Annotated in this window: 17 protein-coding genes and 1 tRNA gene; 17 read left to right on the top strand and 1 reads right to left on the bottom strand. The window is 67.7% G+C overall.

Annotation, left to right across the window (positions count from 1 at the left end; genetic code table 11):
* Positions 1 to 62: 62 nt before the first annotated feature.
* The 17 genes from ssb to KHU32_RS08780 all read left to right on the top strand — a co-directional run bounded on the left by ssb (position 63) and on the right by KHU32_RS08780 (position 18,279).
* Positions 63 to 593 carry a single-stranded DNA-binding protein gene (ssb, locus tag KHU32_RS08865; RefSeq protein WP_213669752.1) on the top strand — a complete coding sequence of 177 codons (531 nt, stop codon included), beginning with the start codon at positions 63 to 65 and terminating at the stop codon, positions 591 to 593.
* A 204-nt stretch (positions 594 to 797) separates the two neighbouring features.
* Positions 798 to 3,485, top strand: coding sequence for a DNA gyrase subunit A (gene gyrA, locus KHU32_RS08860; protein WP_213670846.1), 2,688 nt, complete (start codon positions 798 to 800; stop codon positions 3,483 to 3,485).
* The gene (gene coaD / locus KHU32_RS08855; RefSeq protein ID WP_213670845.1) at positions 3,478 to 3,990 is read left to right on the top strand and encodes a pantetheine-phosphate adenylyltransferase; all 513 of its coding nucleotides are present in this window, start codon (positions 3,478 to 3,480) and stop codon (positions 3,988 to 3,990) included. The genes gyrA and coaD overlap by 8 nt, the downstream gene beginning before the upstream one ends.
* Before the next feature lie 163 nt (positions 3,991 to 4,153).
* Positions 4,154 to 4,624 (top strand): peptidylprolyl isomerase, encoded by a 471-nt coding sequence (locus KHU32_RS08850; RefSeq protein ID WP_456315945.1) that lies wholly within the window; start codon positions 4,154 to 4,156, stop codon positions 4,622 to 4,624.
* 146 nt (positions 4,625 to 4,770) lie between these two features.
* Positions 4,771 to 5,292 carry a peptidylprolyl isomerase gene (locus tag KHU32_RS08845; protein WP_213669750.1) on the top strand — a complete coding sequence of 174 codons (522 nt, stop codon included), beginning with the start codon at positions 4,771 to 4,773 and terminating at the stop codon, positions 5,290 to 5,292.
* A 101-nt stretch (positions 5,293 to 5,393) separates the two neighbouring features.
* Positions 5,394 to 5,469: transfer RNA gene (locus KHU32_RS08840), tRNA-Lys, on the top strand.
* 310 nt (positions 5,470 to 5,779) lie between these two features.
* Positions 5,780 to 5,917 (top strand): hypothetical protein, encoded by a 138-nt coding sequence (locus tag KHU32_RS08835; RefSeq protein WP_213669749.1) that lies wholly within the window; start codon positions 5,780 to 5,782, stop codon positions 5,915 to 5,917.
* Positions 5,918 to 6,732: 815 nt separating this feature from the next.
* Positions 6,733 to 7,365, top strand: a complete 633-nt coding sequence (locus tag KHU32_RS08830) for an efflux RND transporter permease subunit (RefSeq protein WP_408887838.1) — start codon at positions 6,733 to 6,735, stop codon at positions 7,363 to 7,365.
* Positions 7,366 to 7,638: 273 nt separating this feature from the next.
* Positions 7,639 to 9,252: an ABC transporter substrate-binding protein gene (locus KHU32_RS08825; RefSeq protein WP_213669748.1), complete on the top strand. Its 1,614-nt coding sequence runs from the start codon at positions 7,639 to 7,641 to the stop codon at positions 9,250 to 9,252.
* Positions 9,253 to 9,298: 46 nt separating this feature from the next.
* The gene (locus KHU32_RS08820; protein ID WP_213669747.1) at positions 9,299 to 10,309 is read left to right on the top strand and encodes an ABC transporter permease; all 1,011 of its coding nucleotides are present in this window, start codon (positions 9,299 to 9,301) and stop codon (positions 10,307 to 10,309) included.
* Positions 10,306 to 11,169 (top strand): ABC transporter permease, encoded by an 864-nt coding sequence (locus KHU32_RS08815; protein WP_249680904.1) that lies wholly within the window; start codon positions 10,306 to 10,308, stop codon positions 11,167 to 11,169. Before KHU32_RS08820 ends, KHU32_RS08815 begins: the two co-directional genes overlap by 4 nt.
* Positions 11,166 to 13,175 carry an ABC transporter ATP-binding protein gene (locus tag KHU32_RS23295; protein WP_314073431.1) on the top strand — a complete coding sequence of 670 codons (2,010 nt, stop codon included), beginning with the start codon at positions 11,166 to 11,168 and terminating at the stop codon, positions 13,173 to 13,175. Before KHU32_RS08815 ends, KHU32_RS23295 begins: the two co-directional genes overlap by 4 nt.
* Positions 13,176 to 13,382: 207 nt before the next feature.
* Positions 13,383 to 14,405 carry an ABC transporter substrate-binding protein gene (locus tag KHU32_RS08800; RefSeq protein WP_213669746.1) on the top strand — a complete coding sequence of 341 codons (1,023 nt, stop codon included), beginning with the start codon at positions 13,383 to 13,385 and terminating at the stop codon, positions 14,403 to 14,405.
* 3 nt (positions 14,406 to 14,408) lie between these two features.
* Positions 14,409 to 15,773 (top strand): NtaA/DmoA family FMN-dependent monooxygenase, encoded by a 1,365-nt coding sequence (locus KHU32_RS08795; protein WP_213669745.1) that lies wholly within the window; start codon positions 14,409 to 14,411, stop codon positions 15,771 to 15,773.
* The gene (locus KHU32_RS08790; RefSeq protein WP_213669744.1) at positions 15,770 to 16,567 is read left to right on the top strand and encodes an ABC transporter ATP-binding protein; all 798 of its coding nucleotides are present in this window, start codon (positions 15,770 to 15,772) and stop codon (positions 16,565 to 16,567) included. The genes KHU32_RS08795 and KHU32_RS08790 overlap by 4 nt, the downstream gene beginning before the upstream one ends.
* Entirely contained in the window at positions 16,564 to 17,397 is an 834-nt protein-coding gene (locus KHU32_RS08785; RefSeq protein ID WP_213669743.1) for an ABC transporter permease, read from the top strand. Before KHU32_RS08790 ends, KHU32_RS08785 begins: the two co-directional genes overlap by 4 nt.
* 84 nt (positions 17,398 to 17,481) lie before the next feature.
* Positions 17,482 to 18,279, top strand: coding sequence for an SDR family NAD(P)-dependent oxidoreductase (locus KHU32_RS08780; RefSeq protein ID WP_213669742.1), 798 nt, complete (start codon positions 17,482 to 17,484; stop codon positions 18,277 to 18,279).
* Positions 18,280 to 18,488: 209 nt separating this feature from the next.
* Here KHU32_RS08780 and KHU32_RS08775 read toward each other — a convergent pair whose 3' ends face one another.
* Positions 18,489 to 20,648 (bottom strand): TonB-dependent receptor, encoded by a 2,160-nt coding sequence (locus KHU32_RS08775; protein ID WP_213669741.1) that lies wholly within the window; start codon positions 20,646 to 20,648, stop codon positions 18,489 to 18,491.
* Positions 20,649 to 20,703: the final 55 nt, after the last annotated feature.

Below are 20,703 nucleotides of genomic sequence, written 5' to 3'. Positions count from 1 at the left end.
GGGGCTGGCCCCAGGGCCGCGGAAAAGGTAGTTTCCAGGCCGATTTATAGGAGGCGCGGCGGATGGCCGGTGTGAATAAGGTGATCATCCTCGGGCGCCTCGGCAAGGACCCGGAGGTGCGGAACTTCCAGAATGGCGGGAAGGTCGTGAACCTGCGCCTGGCCACCAGCGAGCGCTACAAGGACCGCGAGGGCAACCAGCAGGAGCGGACCGAGTGGCACGCGGTGGCCATCTTCAACGAAAAGCTGGGCGAGATCGCCGAGCGGTTCCTGAAGAAGGGCAGCGAGGTCTACATCGAAGGCCAGCTCGAGACCCGGAAGTGGCAGGACCAGTCCGGCGCGGACAAGTACACCACCGAGATTGTGCTGCGGCAGTTCCGTGGCGAGCTGGCGCTCATCGGCGGCCGGGCTTCCGGCGGCGGCGGAGATGCCGGCGAGGAGCGTGAGTACGGCGGCGGCGGTGGCGGTGGTGGCGGCCGGAGCAGCGGCGGCTATGGCGAGCGCAGCTCGGCCCCCGCCCGCGGTGGCGCCCCCCGCTCCGGCGGATGGGATTCGGGGAAGAAAACGGATATGGATGACGATATTCCGTTCTGAGCCCGTGAGCGGGGCTTCGGCCCCCTCGCACGTCCCATGCCGGGGATTTTGATCCCTGGATTCTTAAACTGATGAAGACGCAGGAAACTCGTTTCCTGCCGGGGCGCGGGGGCAAAGCTCCCGGGTTCCACCAACCAGGACTTTCCCTTGGCCGAAGACGATACCAAGCCCCAGGACGTCGCGCCCGTCGCCCTCGAAGAGGAGATGCGTCGCTCCTACCTCGATTATGCGATGAGCGTCATCGTCAGCCGGGCCCTGCCCGACGTGCGCGACGGCCTCAAGCCCGTGCACAGGCGTATCCTCTTCGCCATGCACGAGGCCGGCTACACGGCCGACAAGCCCCACCGCAAATCGGCCCGCGTCGTCGGCGACGTGATGGGTAAGTATCACCCGCATGGCGACAGCGCGATTTACGACGCCATGGTCCGCATGGCGCAGCCCTTCTCGATGCGCGTGCCGCTCGTCGACGGCCAGGGCAATTTCGGCTCCATGGACGGCGATCCGCCGGCGGCCATGCGCTACACCGAGGTCCGCCTCGCCAAATCCGCTGCCGCGCTACTCGAAGGCATCGACGAGGACACGGTCGATTTCTCGCCCAACTACGACGAGAGCGCGAACGAGCCCCGCGTCCTGCCGGCGGCCTTCCCGAACCTGCTGGTGAACGGCGCCGGCGGCATCGCCGTCGGCATGGCGACCAATATCCCGCCGCACAACCCGACCGAGGTGATCGACGCCGCGCTGAAGCTGGTGGCCGAGCCCGACACCTCGCTCTCCGAGCTCATGGAGATCATCCCGGGGCCGGACTTCCCCACGGGCGGCATCATCCTGGGCCGCGCTGGCATCCGCTCCGCCTTCGAGACGGGCCGCGGCTCCATCCCGCTGCGCGCCGATTGCCTGATCGAGGACATCAAGGGCGGTCGCCAGGCCATCGTGGTCAGCGAGATCCCCTACCAGGTCAACAAGTCCGTTCTCATCGAGCGCATCGCGGAGCTCGTCCGCTCCAAGCAGATCGAGGGCATCAGCGACCTGCGTGACGAGAGCGACCGCTCCGGCCTGCGCATCGTCATGGAGCTGAAGCGCGACGCGGTGGGAGAGGTGGTGCTGAATCAGCTCTACCGGATGACCTCGCTGCAGATCAGCTTCCCGGTGAACTTCCTCGCGCTGAACGGCGGCCGGCCGCAGCAGATGGGGCTGAAGGACGCGCTGCAGGCCTTCATCGCCTTCCGCGAGGACGTGATCCTGCGCCGCTCGCGCCATCGCCTCTCCAAGGCGCGTGAGCGGGCGCACAACCTCGTCGGCCTCGCCATCGCGGTGGCGAATATCGACGAGGTGATCCGCCTCATCCGTGAAAGCCCGGACGCCGCCGCCGCCCGCGTGGCGCTGATGGCGCGCGACTGGCCGGCGGCCGATGTAGCGCCCCTGGTGGCGCTGGTGCAGGACGAGGGTAACGAGCTTTCCGACGAAGGCACGATGCGGCTCACCGAAGCCCAGGCGCGCGGCATCCTGGAGCTGCGGCTGCAGCGCCTGACCGGTCTGGAACGCGAGAAGATCGACGCCGAGCTCAAGGAGGTCGGCAGCCGCATCTCGGAGCTGCTGGAGATCCTGGGCAGCCGTCCCCGCCGCATGGAGGTGATGACCGCCGAGCTTCTGGCCGTCCGCGCCACGCTGGCCAGCCCGCGCCTCACCCGCATCGAGGACAGCCACGGCGACATCGACGACGAGAGCCTGATCGCGCCGGCCTCGATGATCGTGACGCTGACCCGCGACGGCTACGTGAAGCGCACCGCGCTGGACGTGTTCCGCACGCAGCATCGCGGCGGCCGCGGCCGCAGCGCGGCCTCCACGCGCGCGGACGACGTGGTGGTGCGCAGCTTCGTCGCGCACACGCATCAATGGGTGCTGTTCTTCACCAATCGCGGCATCGTCTTCCGCGAGAAGGTCTGGCAGCTCCCCGAGGGCGGCACGGGCGGCAAGGGCCGCTCCCTGCGCCAGGTGCTGCAGCTCGCCGAGAATGAATCGGTCACGGCGGTGCTGCCGCTGCCGCAGGACGAGACGCTCTGGGAGCACCTGCACCTCGTCTTCGCGACGCTGCAGGGCAATGTCCGCCGCAACCGGCTGAGCGACTTCCGCAACGTGCGTTCCTCGGGCCTCATCGCGATGAAGCTGGACGAGGGCGATGCGCTGATCGGTGTCGCCACCTGCCGCGAGGGCGACGACGTGATGCTCGCGACCCGCGGCGGCCGCGCGATCCGCTTCGTCGCCGATGCCGATACGCTGCGTGTCTTCGCCGGGCGTGATTCGACCGGCGTGCGCGGCATCCGGCTCGCCCAGGGCGACAGCGTGATGTCGCTCGCCGTGCTCGGGCATATCGACGCGAGCGTCGAGGAGCGCAGCGCCTATCTGAAGCTCGCCGCCCAGAAGCGCCGCGCGGCCGGCGAGGAGGAGGACGAGGTCTCCGTCGCCGACGACGCGGACGAGGCGCCGGCCGGCGAGGCCGAGCTCAGCCCCGAGCGCGCGGAGCAGATGGAGATGGCCGAGCAGTTCCTGCTCACCGTCACCGACCGCGGCTTCGGCAAGCGCACCAGCGCCTACGAATATCGCGTGAGCGGCCGTGGCGGACAGGGCATCGCCAACATCACGCTGAGCCGCCGCACCGGCTCCGCGGTGGTCGCCACCTTCACGGTGACGCAGGGCGACCACATCATGCTGATGACGGATGGCGGCCAGACGATTCGCTTCGAGGCCGACCAGGTCCGTCAGACGGGCCGCACGTCGCAGGGTGTGATGCTGCAGCGGATGGACGAAGCCGAGCGCGTGATGAGCTGCTTCCCCATCGTCGACGAGGGCGACGACGCCCCGGAGGGTGACAAGGTGGTTGATCAAGATGGTTGAGCGCGTCGCCCTCTATCCGGGCACCTTCGATCCCGTGACCAACGGGCATCTCGACGTGATCAGCCGCGCGGCTCGCCTCGTCGACAGGCTGGTGGTCGGCGTCGCCATGAACATCGGCAAGGGACCGCTGTTTCCGCTCGAGGAGCGCGCGGAGCTCGTGCGCGCCGAGACCGACAAGATCGCCGCCCGGACGGGCTGCGTGATCGAGGTCCGCCCCTTCACGGGATTGCTGATCGGCTTCGCCCGCGAGGTCGGCGCGCAGATGATCTTCCGCGGCCTGCGCGCGGTGACGGATTTCGACTATGAATTCCAGATGGCCGGCATGAACGCCCGCCTCGACCAGGAGGTCGAGACGGTCTTCCTCATGGCCAGCGAGCGCAACCATTTCATCTCCTCGCGCTTCGTGAAGGAGATCGCGCAGCTCGGCGGCGATATCTCCACCTTCGTGCCGGCGCTCACGCTGGAGCGCACGCTCGCGAAGACCCGCAAGACCGCCGCCGAATAGCGCGCCGGCCCGCCTTCACTCCACGTTCCATTTCTCCGACGGAGGATCGACCATGAACCGCCGCAGCCTTCTGACCACTTCCCTCATCGCCGCCGGTGGCGCCGCTGCCCTTTCGCCCGAGGCCCAGGCCCAGGGCGCTCCTGACCGCGAGAACACGCTGGTGATGGAGCTGAAGGACAATGCCCGCGTCACCATCCGCCTGCGCCCGGACCTCGCGCCCCAGCATGTGGAGCGGATCAAGACGCTGACGCGCCGTGGCCTGTATGACGGCACGCCCTTCCATCGCGTGATCGAGGGCTTCATGGCCCAGGGCGGCGATCCGACCGGCACCGGCACCGGCGGTTTCCGCGATCGCGGCTTTCCGGATCTGCGCGCCGAATTCAGCCCGACCAGCCGCGCGCGCTTCCTGCGCGGCACTTGCGGCATGGCCCGCGCCCAGGACCCCAACAGCGCGAACAGCCAGTTCTTCATCATGTTCGCCCCCGCCCCCAGCCTGGACGGCCAGTACACGATCTGGGGCCAGGTGACCGAGGGCATGGAGCACGTGGACCGCATCACGAAGGGCGCCGGCGGCAGCGGCACCGTCCGCAATCCGGACCGGCTGATCCGCATGCGGGTCCTCGCCGACATTTGAGCTCGTCCCGCGGCGGCGTGTTTACGCCCCGCGAAGGCTGGCTTGGAGCCTCCGGCATTCCCAACTATTGAACCGGCCGGGCGCCGCTCCTCGGAGCGCGTCCGCCGCGGATTTCCTGTTCACCCGAAATTTCCTCAGGAGCGACCATGTCCGAGACCAATGAAGCCGAAGCCAAGGGCGCCCCGGATGGCGAGAACACCCTCGTCCTGGAACTGAAGGACGAAGGCCGCGTCGTCATTCAGCTGCGCCCCGACCTCGCGCCGCTGCATGTCGAGCAGATCAAGGCCCTGGTCCGCCAGGGCTTCTACGACGGTACGCCCTTCCATCGCGTGATCGAGGGCTTCATGGCCCAGGGCGGCGACCCGACGGGCACCGGCACCGGCGGCTCCGAGATGGCCAATCTCCCGGCCGAGTTCAGCGCGCCCGGCAAGGCCCGCTTCGCGCGCGGCACCTGCGGCATGGCCCGCACGCAGGACCCGAACAGCGCGAACAGCCAGTTCTTCATCATGTTCGCCCCCGCCCCCAGCCTGGACGGCCAGTACACGATCTGGGGCCAGGTGACCGAGGGCATGGAGCATGTCGACAAGATCGCCCGTGGCGCCGGTGGCAGCGGCATGGTCCGCACGCCGGACCGTCTGATCCGCGCGCGCGTCCTCGCCGACGGCTGATTCGCCTTCCGCGTATCGTCTGCTGAAGGCTGATCTTGCCAGGTCGCTTGACCTGGGACGAGAATCAGCCTTTCAGCAGGCGCAGCGCGGCAATGTTCCGTGAGCCCGTAGCTCAGCCGGTAGAGCACGTGACTTTTAATCATGGGGTCGTGGGTTCGAGTCCCACCGGGCTCACCAATGACTACTACAAGTCATTGTTTTTATTAAATAAATTAAGAGAAGTCGGGATGGGTAGGGAATTTGGGTAGGGAATTCAGCCCCGATGATGGTCGCCATCGCCGACTGGACTAACAGAAATTGACTTGTTGCCGGTGTAGCGCTGAACCTCGAAAAGCATCTGATGATCCGCGATGGTCATAACTTCTTCTCGGACGCGCGCCCGCCCCAGCGCCCATCGCCCAATGGGGCCAGAGGGCGATTTCCGACACCGATCCCTCCATCACCTACGCGAGCGAAGTGGTGGCCGCCGATGAGCGCCAGAAGAACGATGCTTATCGCAAGCTTCGTGCAGGTGTTCGAGCGGGCCAATAACGTTCCACTGGATGCCATCCACATGGCCGAAGGCGATGGTGGCAACGCCGTTCTGTCGCCGGAGCGGGTAGGGAATTCGGCCGGTAACCCTTGATCTACAATGAGGGTTTTTGACCGGGTTAGGGAATGGAAGCTTTTGATTTTACTTATCATTTCTAGACCCACCGGGCTCACCAAGTTTTCCGCTACTTTCAGCGGATTTATTCCGGCATCGACCAATCCACCCGATCATACCGCGGCCTCTCGGCGGACTCTCAAGACGCCTCTCTCGGGACGGCGAGCAGAAGCAACAAGAACAACAGAAGCCATTGTTTTTGTTATGAGCGAGCGCGCCCTTGCGGGGCCCGAAGTACCCCGGTAGCGAAGATGCCTGGGAAGGACCCGCGGCTCTCCAGGTCGCCATCTCCGCCATCCTCAGTCGGATTTCAGGGGGCAATACCCCGGCGCGCCTGCCTCGAAGACCGTGGGCCGGTAATTGGACCAGGTGAGTGTCGCGAACTGAGCGGGTGACGAGCAGGTCGGATCGACGGCTTGGGGCCGGTTATCAGGGTCGGCCGCGCCCAAAGTTCGGGTGCGAAGGTGACACGAGCCGGACGCCTGCTCGCCCTCGATCCTTCCGCCTGTCGCATCGCCATGAACAGTCGAGTGGCGCAGGGTGGTGTATTGAAACGCAGCACAACGCATTCACAAGCCGCTCCTTTACGCAGCTTGGTCGCTGGGCACTGAACCGGCCGATTTTACGAAGCTGGACGATGAGGCCGGGGCAGCAAGTGCCGATATCTTCCTTCGCGCATTGGCGTACGGCGCCCACGCGGCCGCTCGCCATCAATCACCAGAGCATGTTTCCGTCGACCACGATCAGCTTCAACCTGGCGCCGGGCGTGGCGCTCGGCGACGCGGTCACCGCCGGTGCGGGACCTCCTCAATACGCCCGGCGGGCTCGTGACCAGCTTCCAGGGCAATGCGCAGGCCTTCCAGGCCTCGCTCACCAGCGTCTCGACCCTGGTGCTGGCCGCGCTTGCGGTCGTCTATATCGTGTTCGGCATGCTCTATGGGAGCTTCGTCCATCCCCTGACGATCCTCTCCACGCTGCCCTCCGCCGGCTTCGGCGCGCTGCTGACGCTCTGGGTCTTCGGCTTCGACTTCAGCATCGTGGCGATGATCGGCTTGATCCTGCTCATCGGCATCGTGAAGAAGAACGGCATCATGCTCGTGGACTTCGCCATCCATGCCGAGCGCAACGAAGGAAAATCGCCCGAGGAGGCGATGCGCGAGGGCTGCCTGCTGCGCTTCCGCCCGATCCTGATGACAACGGCGGCCGCCCTGCTCGGCGGGGTGCCGCTCATGCTCGGGGCCGGCACGAGGTCGGAGATCCGCCAGCCGCTGGGCTACGCGATGGTGGGCGGGTTGGCCTTCAGCCAGGCCTTCACGCTCTACACGACGCCAGTCGTCTTCCTCTACCTGTCGCGCCTGCAGCAATGGGCAAGATCGCCGACCTTTCCAAGGTTTGGTTGGGCGGAAACGAAACTGAGAAACAGGTGACGGGAAAGGGCGCTCGAAAAGCTTTATTACAGGCCCATCGCTGCCAATCGGGATCTAGCTTAGCAAGATCATGGTGCCACGTGACTAGCTTAACTCCGCCCCCTGGCGAACGGCCACGCAACAAAAGTCCTGGTGAGCTTTCGGTAAAGCCCTAGACAGCGCCGGCCAGAGACCAACCAAGACGCGTATTTTCTCCTTCCCCGCCACCCCCGGAACGACCTAGCATCCGCGCCGCACGGCCCGGACACAGGGCCGGCCCGGGAGGTATCCGTCATGTCGATCACGACACTCTCGCGCCGAAGCCTTATGCGGCTTCTCGGTGCCAGCGCCGCCGCCTTGCCCCTCCTGCCTGCCGGCCGGGCCCTCGCCCAGGCCAGGGGAAGTACGCTCGTCATCGGCCTCGACATCTCGGACACCATCACCTTCGATCCGGTGCGACAGGCGCAGTACACGCCGCCGATGACGCTGGCCGCCTGCTACGACAGCCTGATGACGCTCGAGGCACACGACCTCATCAACCCCAAGCCCTCGCTCGCCACCTCCTGGACGCGCACCCCCGATGGGCAGGGCTGGCGGTTCACCCTGCGACCCAATGTGCGCTTCGCCAGCGGCGCGACGATGACGGCGGAGGACGTGAAGTTCTCCTTCGACCGCATCCTCGGCATGCAGGAACAGACGCAGCAGTACATCAAGGCCGTCGACCGCGTGGAAGTCGTGGACGCGCAGACGGTGGACTTCATCCTCAATTCGCCCAATGCGCCGGTCCTGCCGATCTTCTGCAATCCGGGCTGCGGCATCGCCGAGAAGGCGGTGCTGACCCGCCAGGGCGCCACCGCTGGCCCCGGCGCCAAGGACACGGACCGGGCGACGGAATGGCTGAACGGCAACTCCGCAGGCACGGGACCCTATCGGCTCGTGCGATGGGAACGGAACGCGCAGATCCAACTCCAGCGCAATCCGAACTACTGGGGCACCGCGCCGGCCTTCGAGCGGGTGATCATCCGCCACCTGTCGGACAGCGCGGCGCAACTCCTGGCCGTCAGGCGCGGCGACGTGCATGCGGCCTTCAACCTGATCCCCGAGCAGATGGCGACGCTGCGCGGCGACCCCAATGTACGGACGGAGCGGCTGCCGAGCCTCGACTTCGTCTACATGGCCGTCACGCAGAACCCGGCCGCCAATCCGGTGCTGGCCAAGAAAGAGGCGCGGCACGCCATCGGCCATGCCATCGATTACGAAGGCATCCTCAACAACCTGCTCGGCGGGGTGGCGCTAAGGCCCGCGCATTTCCTGCCGATCGGCGTGAACGGGAGCACCGAGCAGATCGCGCGCGAGATCGGCTTCAGCCAGAACCTCGACCGCTCGCGCCAGCTGCTGCAGCAGGCCGGCGTGCCCGAAGGCTTCGAGATGGAGATCGCTTACGGCAACGCGGCCGTCGCCGGCATCTCCTACCAGGTGCTGGGCCAGAAGCTGCAGTCGGATCTGGCCCGCGTCGGCATCCGCGTGCGGCTGAACCCGATGGACCAGGTGAATATCCGCACCGTCTATACCCAGGGTCGCGAGGCCGGCGGTGTCCTGACCTTCTGGAACCCACCCGCCGTCTGCAACGACCTCTGGGCGAGCGCGGTGGTCGAACGCGTCGCGCGGCGTGTCCACTGGACGGTGCCGCCGGAGATGACCGCCCTCGTGAAGCGCGCCTCGGAGGAACAGAACCTCGACACCGCCGCGAACCTCTGGATCGAGTGGCAGCGCAAGATGGTGGACGAGGCGCACCACTTCATTCTCTTCCAGCCGATCTACCAGATCGCCGTGCGCAACAACATTCGCGGCTTTCCGCTGACCGCCGCCGGATGGCAGCTCGAGATGGCGCACGTCACGCCGGCCTAGGGCCCGGCCCTTGCCGCATCGCAGTTGATTGGGAGGCCACGTCCAGTTGCCGCGCTACATCGCGACCCGATTGCTGTCCGCCGTCGCGATGGCGCTGCTCGCCAGCCTCGTGGTGTTCCTCATCTCCGCGCTGGTGCCGGGCGATCCGGTGCTGGCGCAGCTTGGCGACATCCAGGCCTCCAACCCGCAGACGGTGCTGGAATGGCGCGCGAAATGGGGGCTCGATCTGCCGCTCTGGGAACGCTACGGCATCTTCCTGAAGGGCCTCGCACATGGTGACCTCGGCATCTCCATCGCCACGCGCCGGCCCGTGCTGGACGACATCGTGCAATACGCGCCGGCGACGGTGGAGCTCGCGACCATCGCCTTCCTGCTGGCGATCGGCGTGGGCATCCCGCTGGGCATCGCCGCCGCCGTCTGGCGCGATAGCTGGGTGGATTCCCTGGCCCGGGCCATCTCGCTGCTGGGCGTCTCGGCACCCACCTTCTGGCTCGCCTTCATCATGCTGGCGATCTTCTACGGCTGGCTCGGCTGGGCGCCGGGTCCGGGCCGCATGGACCCCATCGCCTTCCCACCAGAGGGGCCGACCGGCCTCTTCCTGATCGACGCCGCGCTGGCCGGCGACTGGGAAGCCTGGTGGGACGCGGCGGCGCATCTCATCCTGCCGGCCGTGGTCCTGGCCGCCGCCACCATCGGCCTGATCACCCGCACCACGCGTGCCGCGATGCTCGACGCCCTGGGCCAGGACTTCGTCCGCGTGGCCCGCGCCAAGGGGCTGCGGGCGCGGGTCATCGTGCTGCGCCATGCGCTGCCCAATGCGCTGGTGCCGGTGGTGACGCTGGGCGGCCTCGCCTACGCCAACCTGCTGGCGGGCGCGGTGATGACGGAAACCGTGTTCTCCTGGCCCGGCCTCGGTCGCTACACCTTCCGATCCGCCGCCGCGCTGGATTTCCCGGCCATCATGGGGATCACGCTGGTGGTCTCGGCCACCTATCTGCTGGTGAACCTGCTGGTCGATCTCTCCTATGGCCTGCTCGACCCGAGGGTGCGGCGTTGAGCACGAGCATGGTGGCCATGCCGGCGACGAGGCCGCGCTGGCGCCGCCGCCTGCGCCGCTATGGGCCGGCCTGGGTGGGGAGCGCGATCGTGCTCGCCTGGATCCTCGTCGCGCTCTTCGCGCCGCTCATCGCCCCCTATCCGCCCCAGGCGCAGGACATCGTGAACCGCCTGACGCCGCCCTCCGCCGATCATTGGCTGGGCACCGACGTGCTGGGGCGCGACGTGCTCTCGCGGCTCATCTTCGGCGCGAGGCTGTCACTGCTGGCGGGATTTTCGGTGGTGCTGCTGGGGGCCGCGATCGGCGTGACCGTGGGCATCATCGCGGCCTGGGCGCGCGGCTTCGTCGACGAAGCGCTGATGCGCTTCACCGACCTCGTGCTGTGCTTCCCGCCGATCATCCTGGCGCTCGCCATCGCCGCAGCGCTCGGCATCGGCAGCACCAACACCATCCTGGCGATGCTCGTCGTCTGGTGGCCGAAATTCGCGCGGCTCGCCCGCGCGCTGGCCCTCGTCCAACGCAGCCAGGAATACGTCGAGGCGGCGACGGTGCTCGGCCTCAAGCCCGTGCGCATCCTCGGCCGGCACATCCTGCCGAACACGCTGGGGCCACTGGCCGTGCTGATCACGCTCGACCTCGGCAACGCCATCCTCACCTTCGCCGGCCTCTCCTTCCTCGGCCTGGGCGTGGTGCCGCCGACGGCGGAATGGGGCTCCATGGTCGCCGAGGGGCGCGAGCTGGTGGAGCAATGGTGGGTCGCGACCTTCCCTGGTCTGGCGATCCTGACCGTGGTCGTGGGCTTCAATTTTCTCGGCGACGGGCTGCGCGACTGGCTCGACCCGCGGACGCGCGGGCGGTGACGGGTTCGGGACTGCCGGTCCTGGAGGTCGAGAATCTCCAGACGGTCTTCCTGACCGATGCGGGCGCCGTGCGCGCGGTGGACGGCGTTTCCTTCACCATCGGCCCCGGCGAGACCCTGGGCCTGGTGGGGGAGAGCGGCTCGGGCAAAAGCGTTACGGCGCTGTCCCTGATGCGCCTGCTGGAGGAGCCCGCGCGCATCATCGGCGGTTCGGTGCGCTTCCAGGGGTGCGACGTGCTGGAGATGTCGGGCGAGGAGCTGCGGGACTGGCGCGGCGACCGCGCCGCCATGGTCTTCCAGGACCCGATGACCGGGCTCAACCCGGTGATCCGCATCCTGCGGCAGGTCACGGAGCACATGGTCTCCCACGGCCGCCAGACGCCGGCCAAGGCGAAGCTGCGCGCCGTGGACCTGCTGCGGCGCATGGGCGTGGCGGCGCCGGAGCGCGCCGCGGCGTCGTTCCCCTACCAGTTCTCCGGTGGCATGCGGCAGCGGGTGATGCTGGCCATCGGCGTCGCCAACGACCCGGCGCTGCTCATCGCCGACGAGCCGACGACGGCGCTGGACGTGACCATCCAGGCGCAGATCCTGGACCTGATGCGCGGGTTGAACCAGGAGTTCGGCACGGCCATCGTGCTCATCTCGCACGACCTCGGCGTCATCGGCACGGTCTGTCGCCGCGTGGCCGTGATGTATGCGGGCGAGATCGTCGAGGAAGCGGAGACGGCGGCCGTCCTGACCGATCCGCGCCACCCCTATGCCTGGGCGCTGGTGAACGCGGTGCCCCGGCTGGACAGCCCGGCCGGCACGCGGCTGGTCTCCATCGAAGGCGGGCCGCCCAGCGCGTTGGATCCACCGCCCGGCTGCCGCTTTGCGGCGCGCTGCCCCTTCAAGCTCGCGCGCTGCGAGACCGATCACCCGCCGCTGATGGAAGTGGCACCCGGCCGCCGCGCGCGCTGCTGGGTGACGATGGATGGCACCCCCCTGCCCCCGCCGCCGGTGGCCGCCGAGGCTGCCTTCCGCACACCAGCCCCCGAGGAGCGCCCGCTGCTCGAAGGGCACGATCTCGTGAAGCATTTTCCGCTGAGCCGCCTCGGCTTCTTCGGGAAGCGGCCCGTCGTGCACGCCGTGAACGGCGTCGACCTGCGGCTGCGCCGGGGCGAGGCGCTGGGCATCGTGGGCGAAAGCGGCTGCGGGAAATCCACCCTAGCACGGCTGGTGACGCGGCTGCATGCGCCGACCTCCGGCACGCTGCGCTTCGACGGACAGGACATCACCCACTTCACCGCCGCCGAGATGCGCCCATTGCGGCCGCGCATGGGCATGGTCTTCCAGGACCCCTACGCCTCGCTCAACCCGCGCATGACGGTGGGGGACGCGCTGGCCGAGCCGCTGCTGGCCCATGGCCGCGCGGCGACACGGGCCGAGGCGCGCGGGCGCGTGCTGGAGCTCATGGCCACCGTCGGCCTAAAACCGGAATGGGCGCAGCGCTTCCCGCATGAATTCTCTGGCGGGCAGCGGCAACGCGTCTCCATCGCGCGCTCGCTGGCGCTGGAGCCGGACCTGGTGGTGGCGGACGAGCCGGTCTCCGCGCTCGACGTGAACGTGCAGGCGCAGGTGCTGAACCTGATGCTGGACCTGCGCGAGCGGCTCGGCCTGTCCTACCTCTTCATCGCGCATGACCTCGCGGTGGTGCGCGCCTTCTGCGACCGCGTGGCGGTGATGTATCTCGGCCGCATCGTCGAGGAAGGCCCGGCGCAGGAGCTCTTCGCGCGGCCGCTGCATCCCTACACGGTGGCGCTGACCTCGGCGGTGCCCGAACCGGGGCGCGAGCGCGTGGTGCTCGCCGGCGAACCGCCCTCGACGCTGTCATTGCCCGAGGGATGCGCGTTCCGGGCGCGCTGCCCCGTGGCCCAGCCCGTCTGCGCGGAAGTCCGGCCACCGCTCGCGGAGGTCGCCCCAGGCCGTCTGGCGGCCTGTCATTTCCCGGGTGCCTTCTCCGTCTAGTCGCTTTCGTTCCGAAGGTCAGCGACCGGCGTGGGATCACCGCTCTCACGCCCGCCCCCAAACGATCAACGGATCATGCATGCCCCACGTCTCGCAAGGCATCGCCGCCGCCGGGCAGACATGCGCATTCGTATTGTGTTTTTCATATACAACACATAATTATGTTGATTATTGATTTCACTACAAACATACGCATTAAGGTGTTCGATGCCTCATACGCCCCCGCAAAGCTCCTGGCGCCGTCGTGGCTTCCTGGCACTCCCGACCTCGCTCGCCCTCCCCGCCCTGGTGCCCGGCGCGCGCGCCGAAGCCGCCTTGACCGAGCTGCGTATCGCCTGCGTCTCGGGCTCCGTCATGCCGCAGGATTTTCGCGCCGGCATCCAGGAAGGTTTCTTCCGCCGCCAGGGGCTCGATCTGAAGCTGACCGAGCTGGCGACCGGCCCCAACAATATCACTGCCGCCGTGAATGGCAGCGCCGGGCTGGGCTTCGCCGATATCTTCGCCGGGCTCTCCGCCATCAAGAACGGCTTCGATATCGGACTGGTGGCGCCGCATAACGGCACCGGCAACCGCCAGTTCTTCCTCGTGCGCGGCGACAGCCCCCGGCGCGAGGCACGCGACCTGACGGGCGCGCGCATCGCCCTCGGCGCGCCGCCGCAGTTCCGCGCCATCGCTTCCGCCGTGCTGGCGGCCAATGGGGTGGATCCGCGCTCCATCCGCTTCTCCATCGTGCCGGATCAGACGACCTTCGGTGCCATCCTGCAGAGCGGCCAGGCCGATGTGGCCTTCAGCTCGAGCGTCGTGAATTCCTACCAGTGGATCCGGCAATACGGTTTCCGCGCGGTGCTGAACCCCGACACCTCCGCATTGAACCTCGCCGATGGCAGCCCGATCGCCGGCTGGTGGGCCACGCGCGGCTGGTTCGGCCGCAACCAGGAGGTGGCAGAGCGCTTCAGCAAGGCGTTGCGCGAGACCATCGACTGGTATGGCGCGCTGAGCCCCGAGCAGAAGGCTGCCCACGTCAAGGCACAAACGAGCATCGACCTGATCGCGCTCGACCAGCAGACGCCGGGCGTGCTGGAGGCCGCCACCACCGCCTCCTATGCCGGTTTCAGCCGGCCCGTGGAGCTGGCCCAGCTGAATGCGTGGATCAACACGGGCAACCGCTACGCCAACGTCCCCAATGACATCGACGTGGCGCAGCGCCTTTTCCCGACCGCCACGAGCTGAGCCATGAGTACCCGTCAGCGAACCGTCAAGCTCGCCTATTCCGCCTGGCCCACCGGCCGGCACGCCAGCGCCTGGCGCCTTCCGGAAGCCTTCAACGGCGGCACCGTGGACCCTGTCTACCTCGCCGATACCGTACGCACGGCGGAGCGCGGGCTGTTCGACTACTACTTCATGGGCAACGCCATCTCGAGCACGCCCACCGCCGTCGGCAATTGGCACAATGACGTGTTCAAGCTCGAGGGCTTCACCCTCGCCGCCTATGCCGCCGCGATCTCGCGTCACATCGGGCTCGTGGTGACGGTGAACACCACCTATGCCGGCCCCTATGACAGCGCGCGCGCCCTCGTCTCGCTGGATCATCTGAGCCAGGGCCGAGCGGGGCTGAACATCGTCACCGGCGCCGACGGCGTGGACGGCCCCGCCCGCAACTATGGCCAGGCCCGCCACGCGGTTCGCGAGGACCGCTACGGCCGCGCCGAGGAGTTCATCGGCATCGTCCACGGCCTCTCCGAAAGCTGGGAGGACGGGTATTTCGTGGACGACCGCGAGAAGGGCACGCTGTTCGACCTCAGCCGCAGCCATCCGCTGGAATTCGAAGGCAAGTTCTACTCGGTGGGCGGCGCGCTGAACCTGCCGCGGCCACCACAGGGGCGCATCCCCATCGTGCATGCGGGCGGGTCGGAGAAGTCCTTCCATTACGGCGCGCGCCATGCGGATATCCGCTTCAGCCCCTTCGTCTCCACCGAATGGAATCGCGACTACTATCGCCGCATCAAAGGCCTGCTGCCGCAATACGGCCGCGACCCGGATGATCAGTTCATCATTCCCGGCATCACCTTCTATGTCGCCGGCACGGACGCCGAAGCGCGGCGCAAGTTCAAGGAAGTGCAGGACCTCGTGGTTGGCGAATATGCGCCGATGCAGGTGGGCGCGCTGCTCGGCCTCGATCTGTCCCGCGTGCCCCGCGACGAGCGCATCGTCGACGCCTTCACGGAGGAGACGTTCCGGCAGCATCCGTGGCTGGGCACGGCGCTCGCGGCCTTCGGCGACGAGAGCGTCACCCTCCACGACCTGTTCCATTACATTTCCAACCGCGGACACCTGAACCAGCCGCCCGTCGTCGGCAGCGGGCCTCGCGTGGCGCGCTGGATCGCGGAGAATTTCGAGGCCCGCGCCTTCGATGGCGTGAAGCTGTTCCCCGCCTATGCGCGAACGCCGCTCGATGCCTTCGTCGACCTCGTGGTGCCGGAACTGCAGCGCCTCGGCATCTATCGCCGCAGCTACGACACCTCGACCCTGCGGGGACATCTGGGCCTGGCCGTGCCGCCCAGCCCGCATGCGGCGCGCGCCCCGGCACTGACGGCATGAGCGCGGTGCGTATCCGTGGCGTGGGCAAACGCTACACCACCGCCACCGGCGAGACGGTGACCGGCCTTTCGCCCGTCAGCCTTTCGATCGAGCCAGGCAGCTTCATCTCGATCGTCGGCCGATCGGGCTGCGGCAAATCGACGCTGCTGCGCCTGGTCGCGGGGCTGGAGCAGCCCACCGCCGGCGCGGTCGAGATCGACGGCGCGCCGGTGGCGGCACCGCCCGACAGCGTGCGCTACGTCTTCCAGAACTATGCGGAATCGCTGCTGCCCTGGAAAACGGTGCGCGAGAACATCCGCTTCGGCCTGCGCCACGCCTATGCGCTGGAAGGCCGCGAGGCCGATCCGCGGCAATGGGACGCCGTGATCGAGGAGAAACTGGCCGAGGTCGGGCTGCACGGCATTTCCGGCCGCTACCCCGCCGAGCTCTCGGGCGGCATGCAGCAGCGCGTCGCCATCGCGCGCGCCCTGGCCTCCCGCCCGCGCATCCTGCTGCTGGACGAGCCCTTTTCCGCCGTCGACGCGCTCAGCCGCGCCAAGCTGCAGGATCTGCTGCTGGATGTCTGGCGCAGCCACGGGCTCACCATCCTCTTCGTCACCCATGACATCGACGAGGCGCTCTACCTCTCCGACCGCGTGATCGTGCTCGCGCCAGGCGGCAAGGGCATCGAGGAGGACGCGCCGGTCACCGTCTCCCGCCCGCGCGATCAGATCGAGACCCGCGCGCACGAAACCTACCTGAACCTGCGCGGCGAGATCCTGCACCGCGTGCTGCAGGAAGGAGCCCCCGCATGACCGCAGAACGCACCCTTCCCCTGCCGGGGCTGGCCTCCGCTCCCCGCCCGAACTTCGCCTGGGCACGCCACTACCTGCGCAGCCGCGCCTTCGGCTGGACCCTGGTCGCTCTGATGCTCGTGGCCTGGCAGGTCACGGCTTCCGCCATCTTCATGCCGGAGCTGCCGTCGCTCTCGGCCATCGGGGCGGAGTGGGTGCTCCAGATGCGGGAGGGCGAGCTGGCGCCGGCGCTGCTCGAGACGCTGCGCGTGGCGGCCATCGGCTACGCCATCGCCGCCGTCGCGGGCATCACCGTCGGCTTCCTGATGGGGCGCGTGCGGATCATCTGGGCCATGGCCGAGCCTTTCGTGGAACTGCTGCGCCAGATCCCGATCTCGGCCATCCTGCCGCTGCTGATCCTGTATCTCGGGGTGGATGACGCGCTGCGGATCGTCATCGTGGTGATCGTCGCGAGCTTCCCGATCCTCCTCAATTCCTTTGCCGGCGCGCGCAGCCTGTCCCGCACCATGCGCCTGACGGCCGAGACCTTCCGCCTGAGCTGGTGGCAGACCCAGGTCGAGATCGGCCTGCCGGCGGCCCTGCCCTATATCCTGGTCGGCATGCGCCAGGCCCTGGCGATGACGCTGGTCATGGCGGTCATCACGGGCATGCTCGCGGGCAATAGCGGCATCGGATACTTCATCCTGGAAGCGCAGCAGGTGCTGAATGTCCGCGCCCTCTTCGCCGGCGTGCTGACGGTGGCCGCTGTCGGATACCTGCTGAACGCCATCTTCCTGCTGATCGAACGGCGCCTGACGCGCTGGCGGGCCATCGGCACCGCCGGTGACTGATCCTTTCCCTCTTCGTTCGGGACATTCCCTCATGCTCCACATCTTCATCGCCCCGGCAGAGCCTGGTCGGCAGGTCATCGCCCGATGACCATCCGGGACATCTTCTCCGTCGAGGACAAGACGGCGATCGTGACGGGCGGGGCCAGCGGCATTGGCCTCGCCATCGCCGAAGGCCTGGCCGAGAACGGGGCACGCGTCGCCATCATCGATAGCAACGGCCAGGCCCTGGCCACGCAGGTCGAGGCCCTGCGGGCGCGTGGACTGCAGGTGCAGGGCCATAAGGCCGATGTACGCGACCGCGAGGAGCTGACGCGCACCATCGGCGAAGCCGTCACCGCCCTCGGCGGCCTGGATATCCTCTTCGCCAATGCCGGCGTCACGGGCGGCTATGGCCCCAGCGCCGCCGAAGTGGGCAGACTCGAGAACCTCAGCGCCGAGCTGTGGCAGAGCACCCTGGATATCAATCTGACCGGCGTTCTGCACACGCTCCAGGCCAGCCTGCCTGCCTTGCGACGCCAGGGCTCGGGCAAGATCGTCGTCACCGCCTCCATCGCGGGGCTGCGGGCGAACCCGGCCATCGGCTACGCCTACACGGCGTCCAAGACTGCGCTGGTGAACCTGATCAAGGAGCTGGCGCTGGAGCTCGCGCCCGCCGGCATCCAGGTGAACGGCCTCGCCCCGGGACCGTTCCTGACGAATATCAACGGCGGTCGCTTCCACGACGCGGCGAATGCCACTGCGACGGCGGCGACCGTGCCCCTCGGACGGCTCGCGCAGCCTGCGGAAATCAAGGGGCTCGCGCTGCTGCTGGCTTCCAGCGCCTCAAGCTACATCACGGGCGCCGTCATCCCGATCGATGGGGGCGCCACGGCGGGCGCGTGACCGGCTGGGATCTATCCCTGTCGAGGCACGCTTGGCTGCGCTTCAACGCGGCGAGCACGCTCCGACCGGGCTCGCGCGCTCTTCCCTGACCTTCGCGGATGGGTGGCCAGCGGATTGCCCGTCTCTCCTGGGCGGAAAAGCGAAAAGGCGTTGCGCCATGCGCAACGCCTCCCCTTCGAGCGCCGACAGTATGGTCAGCAGCGCCGCGTTCAGAACCTCGCGGTGAGCGAGCCGATGAAGGTGCGGCCCGCACCCGGGGTGATGTTGCCCTGGTAGACGCCCTCGTAGAACCGGCGATCCGTCAGGTTGAGGCCGTTCAGGCGCGCCGTCAGGCCCTGGGTGATGTTCCAGGAGACCGTCGCGTCGTAGCGGGCATAGGCCGGCACGCGCACCGTGTTGGTCGTGTTGCCGTAGCGGCTGTCGACGTAGCTGATGCCGCCGCCGACCGTGATGCCGTAAGGCAGGTCATAGGTGGTCCAGAAGCTCGCCGTATGGCGCGGCGTGTTGAGCATCTCGCGGCCCACCTCAGCCGGGTTGCGCGACTTGGTGATCTCCGAGTTCAGGTAGGTATAGCCGGCGATCACGTTCCAGCCCGGCACGCTAGGGATCGGCGCGCCGCTCACCGAGATCTCGCCGCCACGGACGCGCTGCTCACCCTGCAGCACGGTCACGGTCGAATTCGTCGGGTCGACGGTGCGGGCGTTTTCCTTGGTGATCTGGAAGAGGGCACCGCGGACCTGGAAGTTCGGCGTGACCTCCCAGCTTGCGCCGACCTCGTAGGAAATATTCGATTCCGGGGCGAGGTTCGTCGTGGCGGCCGTGAGCGCGATGCTCTCCGCCGAAGGATTGAACGAGGTGCCGGCCGCGAAGTAGGTGCGCACGCCCTGGACCGGCTTGAACACGCCGGCCGCGCGCCAGCTCCACATGTTGTTGTTGCTGCGGAGCTCGGTATTGCCGGCGAAGCGGTTGGTCGAGGTCGCGTCGAAGTTCTCGTAGCGGAAGCCGCCCAGCACTTCGAAGAACCGCCCGATGCGGATCTGGTCGACCGCGTAGACGGCGACGCGGTTGGCGTTGGTCTTGGTGTCGGCGGTCAGGGTGCGGGCTTCCACGAAGCCCGGCGCCTGATTGTAGTCCGGGAAGAGAAGCGACGCGTTCGGGCGCGTCGAGGTCCAGCGGCGGAGCTGCACCGATTCACGGCCGACCTCGAGGCCGGTGACGACATTGTGCTGCAGCGGCCCCGTCACCGCCTGAACGCGCAGTTCGGACTGGTTCTCGAGGATATTGCTGGTGCCGGCGCGGAGCTGCGCCTGGCGGTTGACCATGATGTTCGCGAGCGGCGTGAGGGCCGTCACCGTGCCGATGATGCGCGGCGCGGTGGAGTCGATGTTGCGGTAGTAATTGCCGAAGCGCGAGGTGTTGGTGAAGGTCACGCCCTCGGTGAAGCGGTGCTGCAGGCGCGCCGTCATCACGTCGGTGACATACTGCTCCCGGTCCACATTGCGCAGGCCGTAGAAGTTGTGCAGCGGCACATTCGCGACGCGGCCCGCGATGATCGGGATGCCGAAGTCGGGAATGTTGTTCTCGGTCTGGTGCAGGTAGTTGAAGGTCAACTGCGTGTCGCCGCCGAGGCCCCAGGTGATCGAGGGGGCGACGCCCCAGCGCTCGTTATAGACATTGTCGCGGCGCGCCACGTCCTGGTGCATCGCCATGGCGTTGAGGCGCATGGCCACGCCGCCGACGCTGACGTTGATGTCGCCGGTGGCGCGGAAGCCCAGGGGCGCCATGCCGGACATGGTGAACTCGCCGAAATTGCGCGCCTGCGGCTGCCGCGAGGTCTGGTTGATCACGCCGCCGGTCGAGCCGCGACCGAACATGATGGCCGACGGGCCCTTGAGAACCTCGATCGACTCCACGTTGAAGGGATCGCGGGTGTAGGGCGCGCTGTCGCGGATGCCGTCGATGTAGAAATCGTTGGTGGCGCTGAAGCCGCGCAGGGTGAGGTTGTCGCCCGAAAGGCCGCCCTCACCGGCGGCGAGGCTGATGCCCGTCACGTTACGAAGCGCTTCGCGAAGCGACACGGCGCCGCGCTCGTCGATCAGGGTGCGGGGCACCACGCTGATGGACTGCGGCGAGTCCTGGACGCTCACCGGCAGGCGGGGCGCCGTTGCGTTCGGGGGCGTGACGTAGCGGTTCGGTGCCGGGCCGCTGACGTTCAGCTCCGGAAGATTGACGGGAGCGTCGGGCGCGGGCGTCTGGGCGCCAACAGGAAAGGAGGTCAGAAGGCCTAGGCCGACCAGGCCGAGGCTTGGCTGCCAGGAGGAGGGAGTTTCGCGCAGCGACATGTGCAGCCCTTCGAGATAATGCTGCACTCGCTGCTAGGGCAACTAATACTCATTCTCAAATTACTTGGCCGCAAGCATGATA

Origin of the sequence: Roseococcus pinisoli, from assembly GCF_018413645.1 — a bacterium.
Lineage (GTDB): Bacteria > Pseudomonadota > Alphaproteobacteria > Acetobacterales > Acetobacteraceae > Roseococcus > Roseococcus pinisoli.
This window is presented reverse-complemented; position numbering and strand designations above follow the sequence as displayed.

Coding starts and splice junctions, on each gene's coding strand:
- ssb (WP_213669752.1), top strand. CDS start 63: ATGGCCGGTGTGAATAAGGTGATCATCCTCGGGCGCCTCGGCAAGGAC.
- KHU32_RS08780 (WP_213669742.1), top strand. CDS start 17,482: ATGACCATCCGGGACATCTTCTCCGTCGAGGACAAGACGGCGATCGTG.
- KHU32_RS08800 (WP_213669746.1), top strand. CDS start 13,383: ATGCCTCATACGCCCCCGCAAAGCTCCTGGCGCCGTCGTGGCTTCCTG.
- KHU32_RS08825 (WP_213669748.1), top strand. CDS start 7,639: ATGTCGATCACGACACTCTCGCGCCGAAGCCTTATGCGGCTTCTCGGT.
- KHU32_RS08795 (WP_213669745.1), top strand. CDS start 14,409: ATGAGTACCCGTCAGCGAACCGTCAAGCTCGCCTATTCCGCCTGGCCC.
- KHU32_RS08850 (WP_456315945.1), top strand. CDS start 4,154: ATGGAGCTGAAGGACAATGCCCGCGTCACCATCCGCCTGCGCCCGGAC.
- KHU32_RS08835 (WP_213669749.1), top strand. CDS start 5,780: ATGCTTATCGCAAGCTTCGTGCAGGTGTTCGAGCGGGCCAATAACGTT.
- KHU32_RS08790 (WP_213669744.1), top strand. CDS start 15,770: ATGAGCGCGGTGCGTATCCGTGGCGTGGGCAAACGCTACACCACCGCC.
- KHU32_RS08845 (WP_213669750.1), top strand. CDS start 4,771: ATGTCCGAGACCAATGAAGCCGAAGCCAAGGGCGCCCCGGATGGCGAG.
- coaD (WP_213670845.1), top strand. CDS start 3,478: ATGGTTGAGCGCGTCGCCCTCTATCCGGGCACCTTCGATCCCGTGACC.
- KHU32_RS08785 (WP_213669743.1), top strand. CDS start 16,564: ATGACCGCAGAACGCACCCTTCCCCTGCCGGGGCTGGCCTCCGCTCCC.
- gyrA (WP_213670846.1), top strand. CDS start 798: ATGCGTCGCTCCTACCTCGATTATGCGATGAGCGTCATCGTCAGCCGG.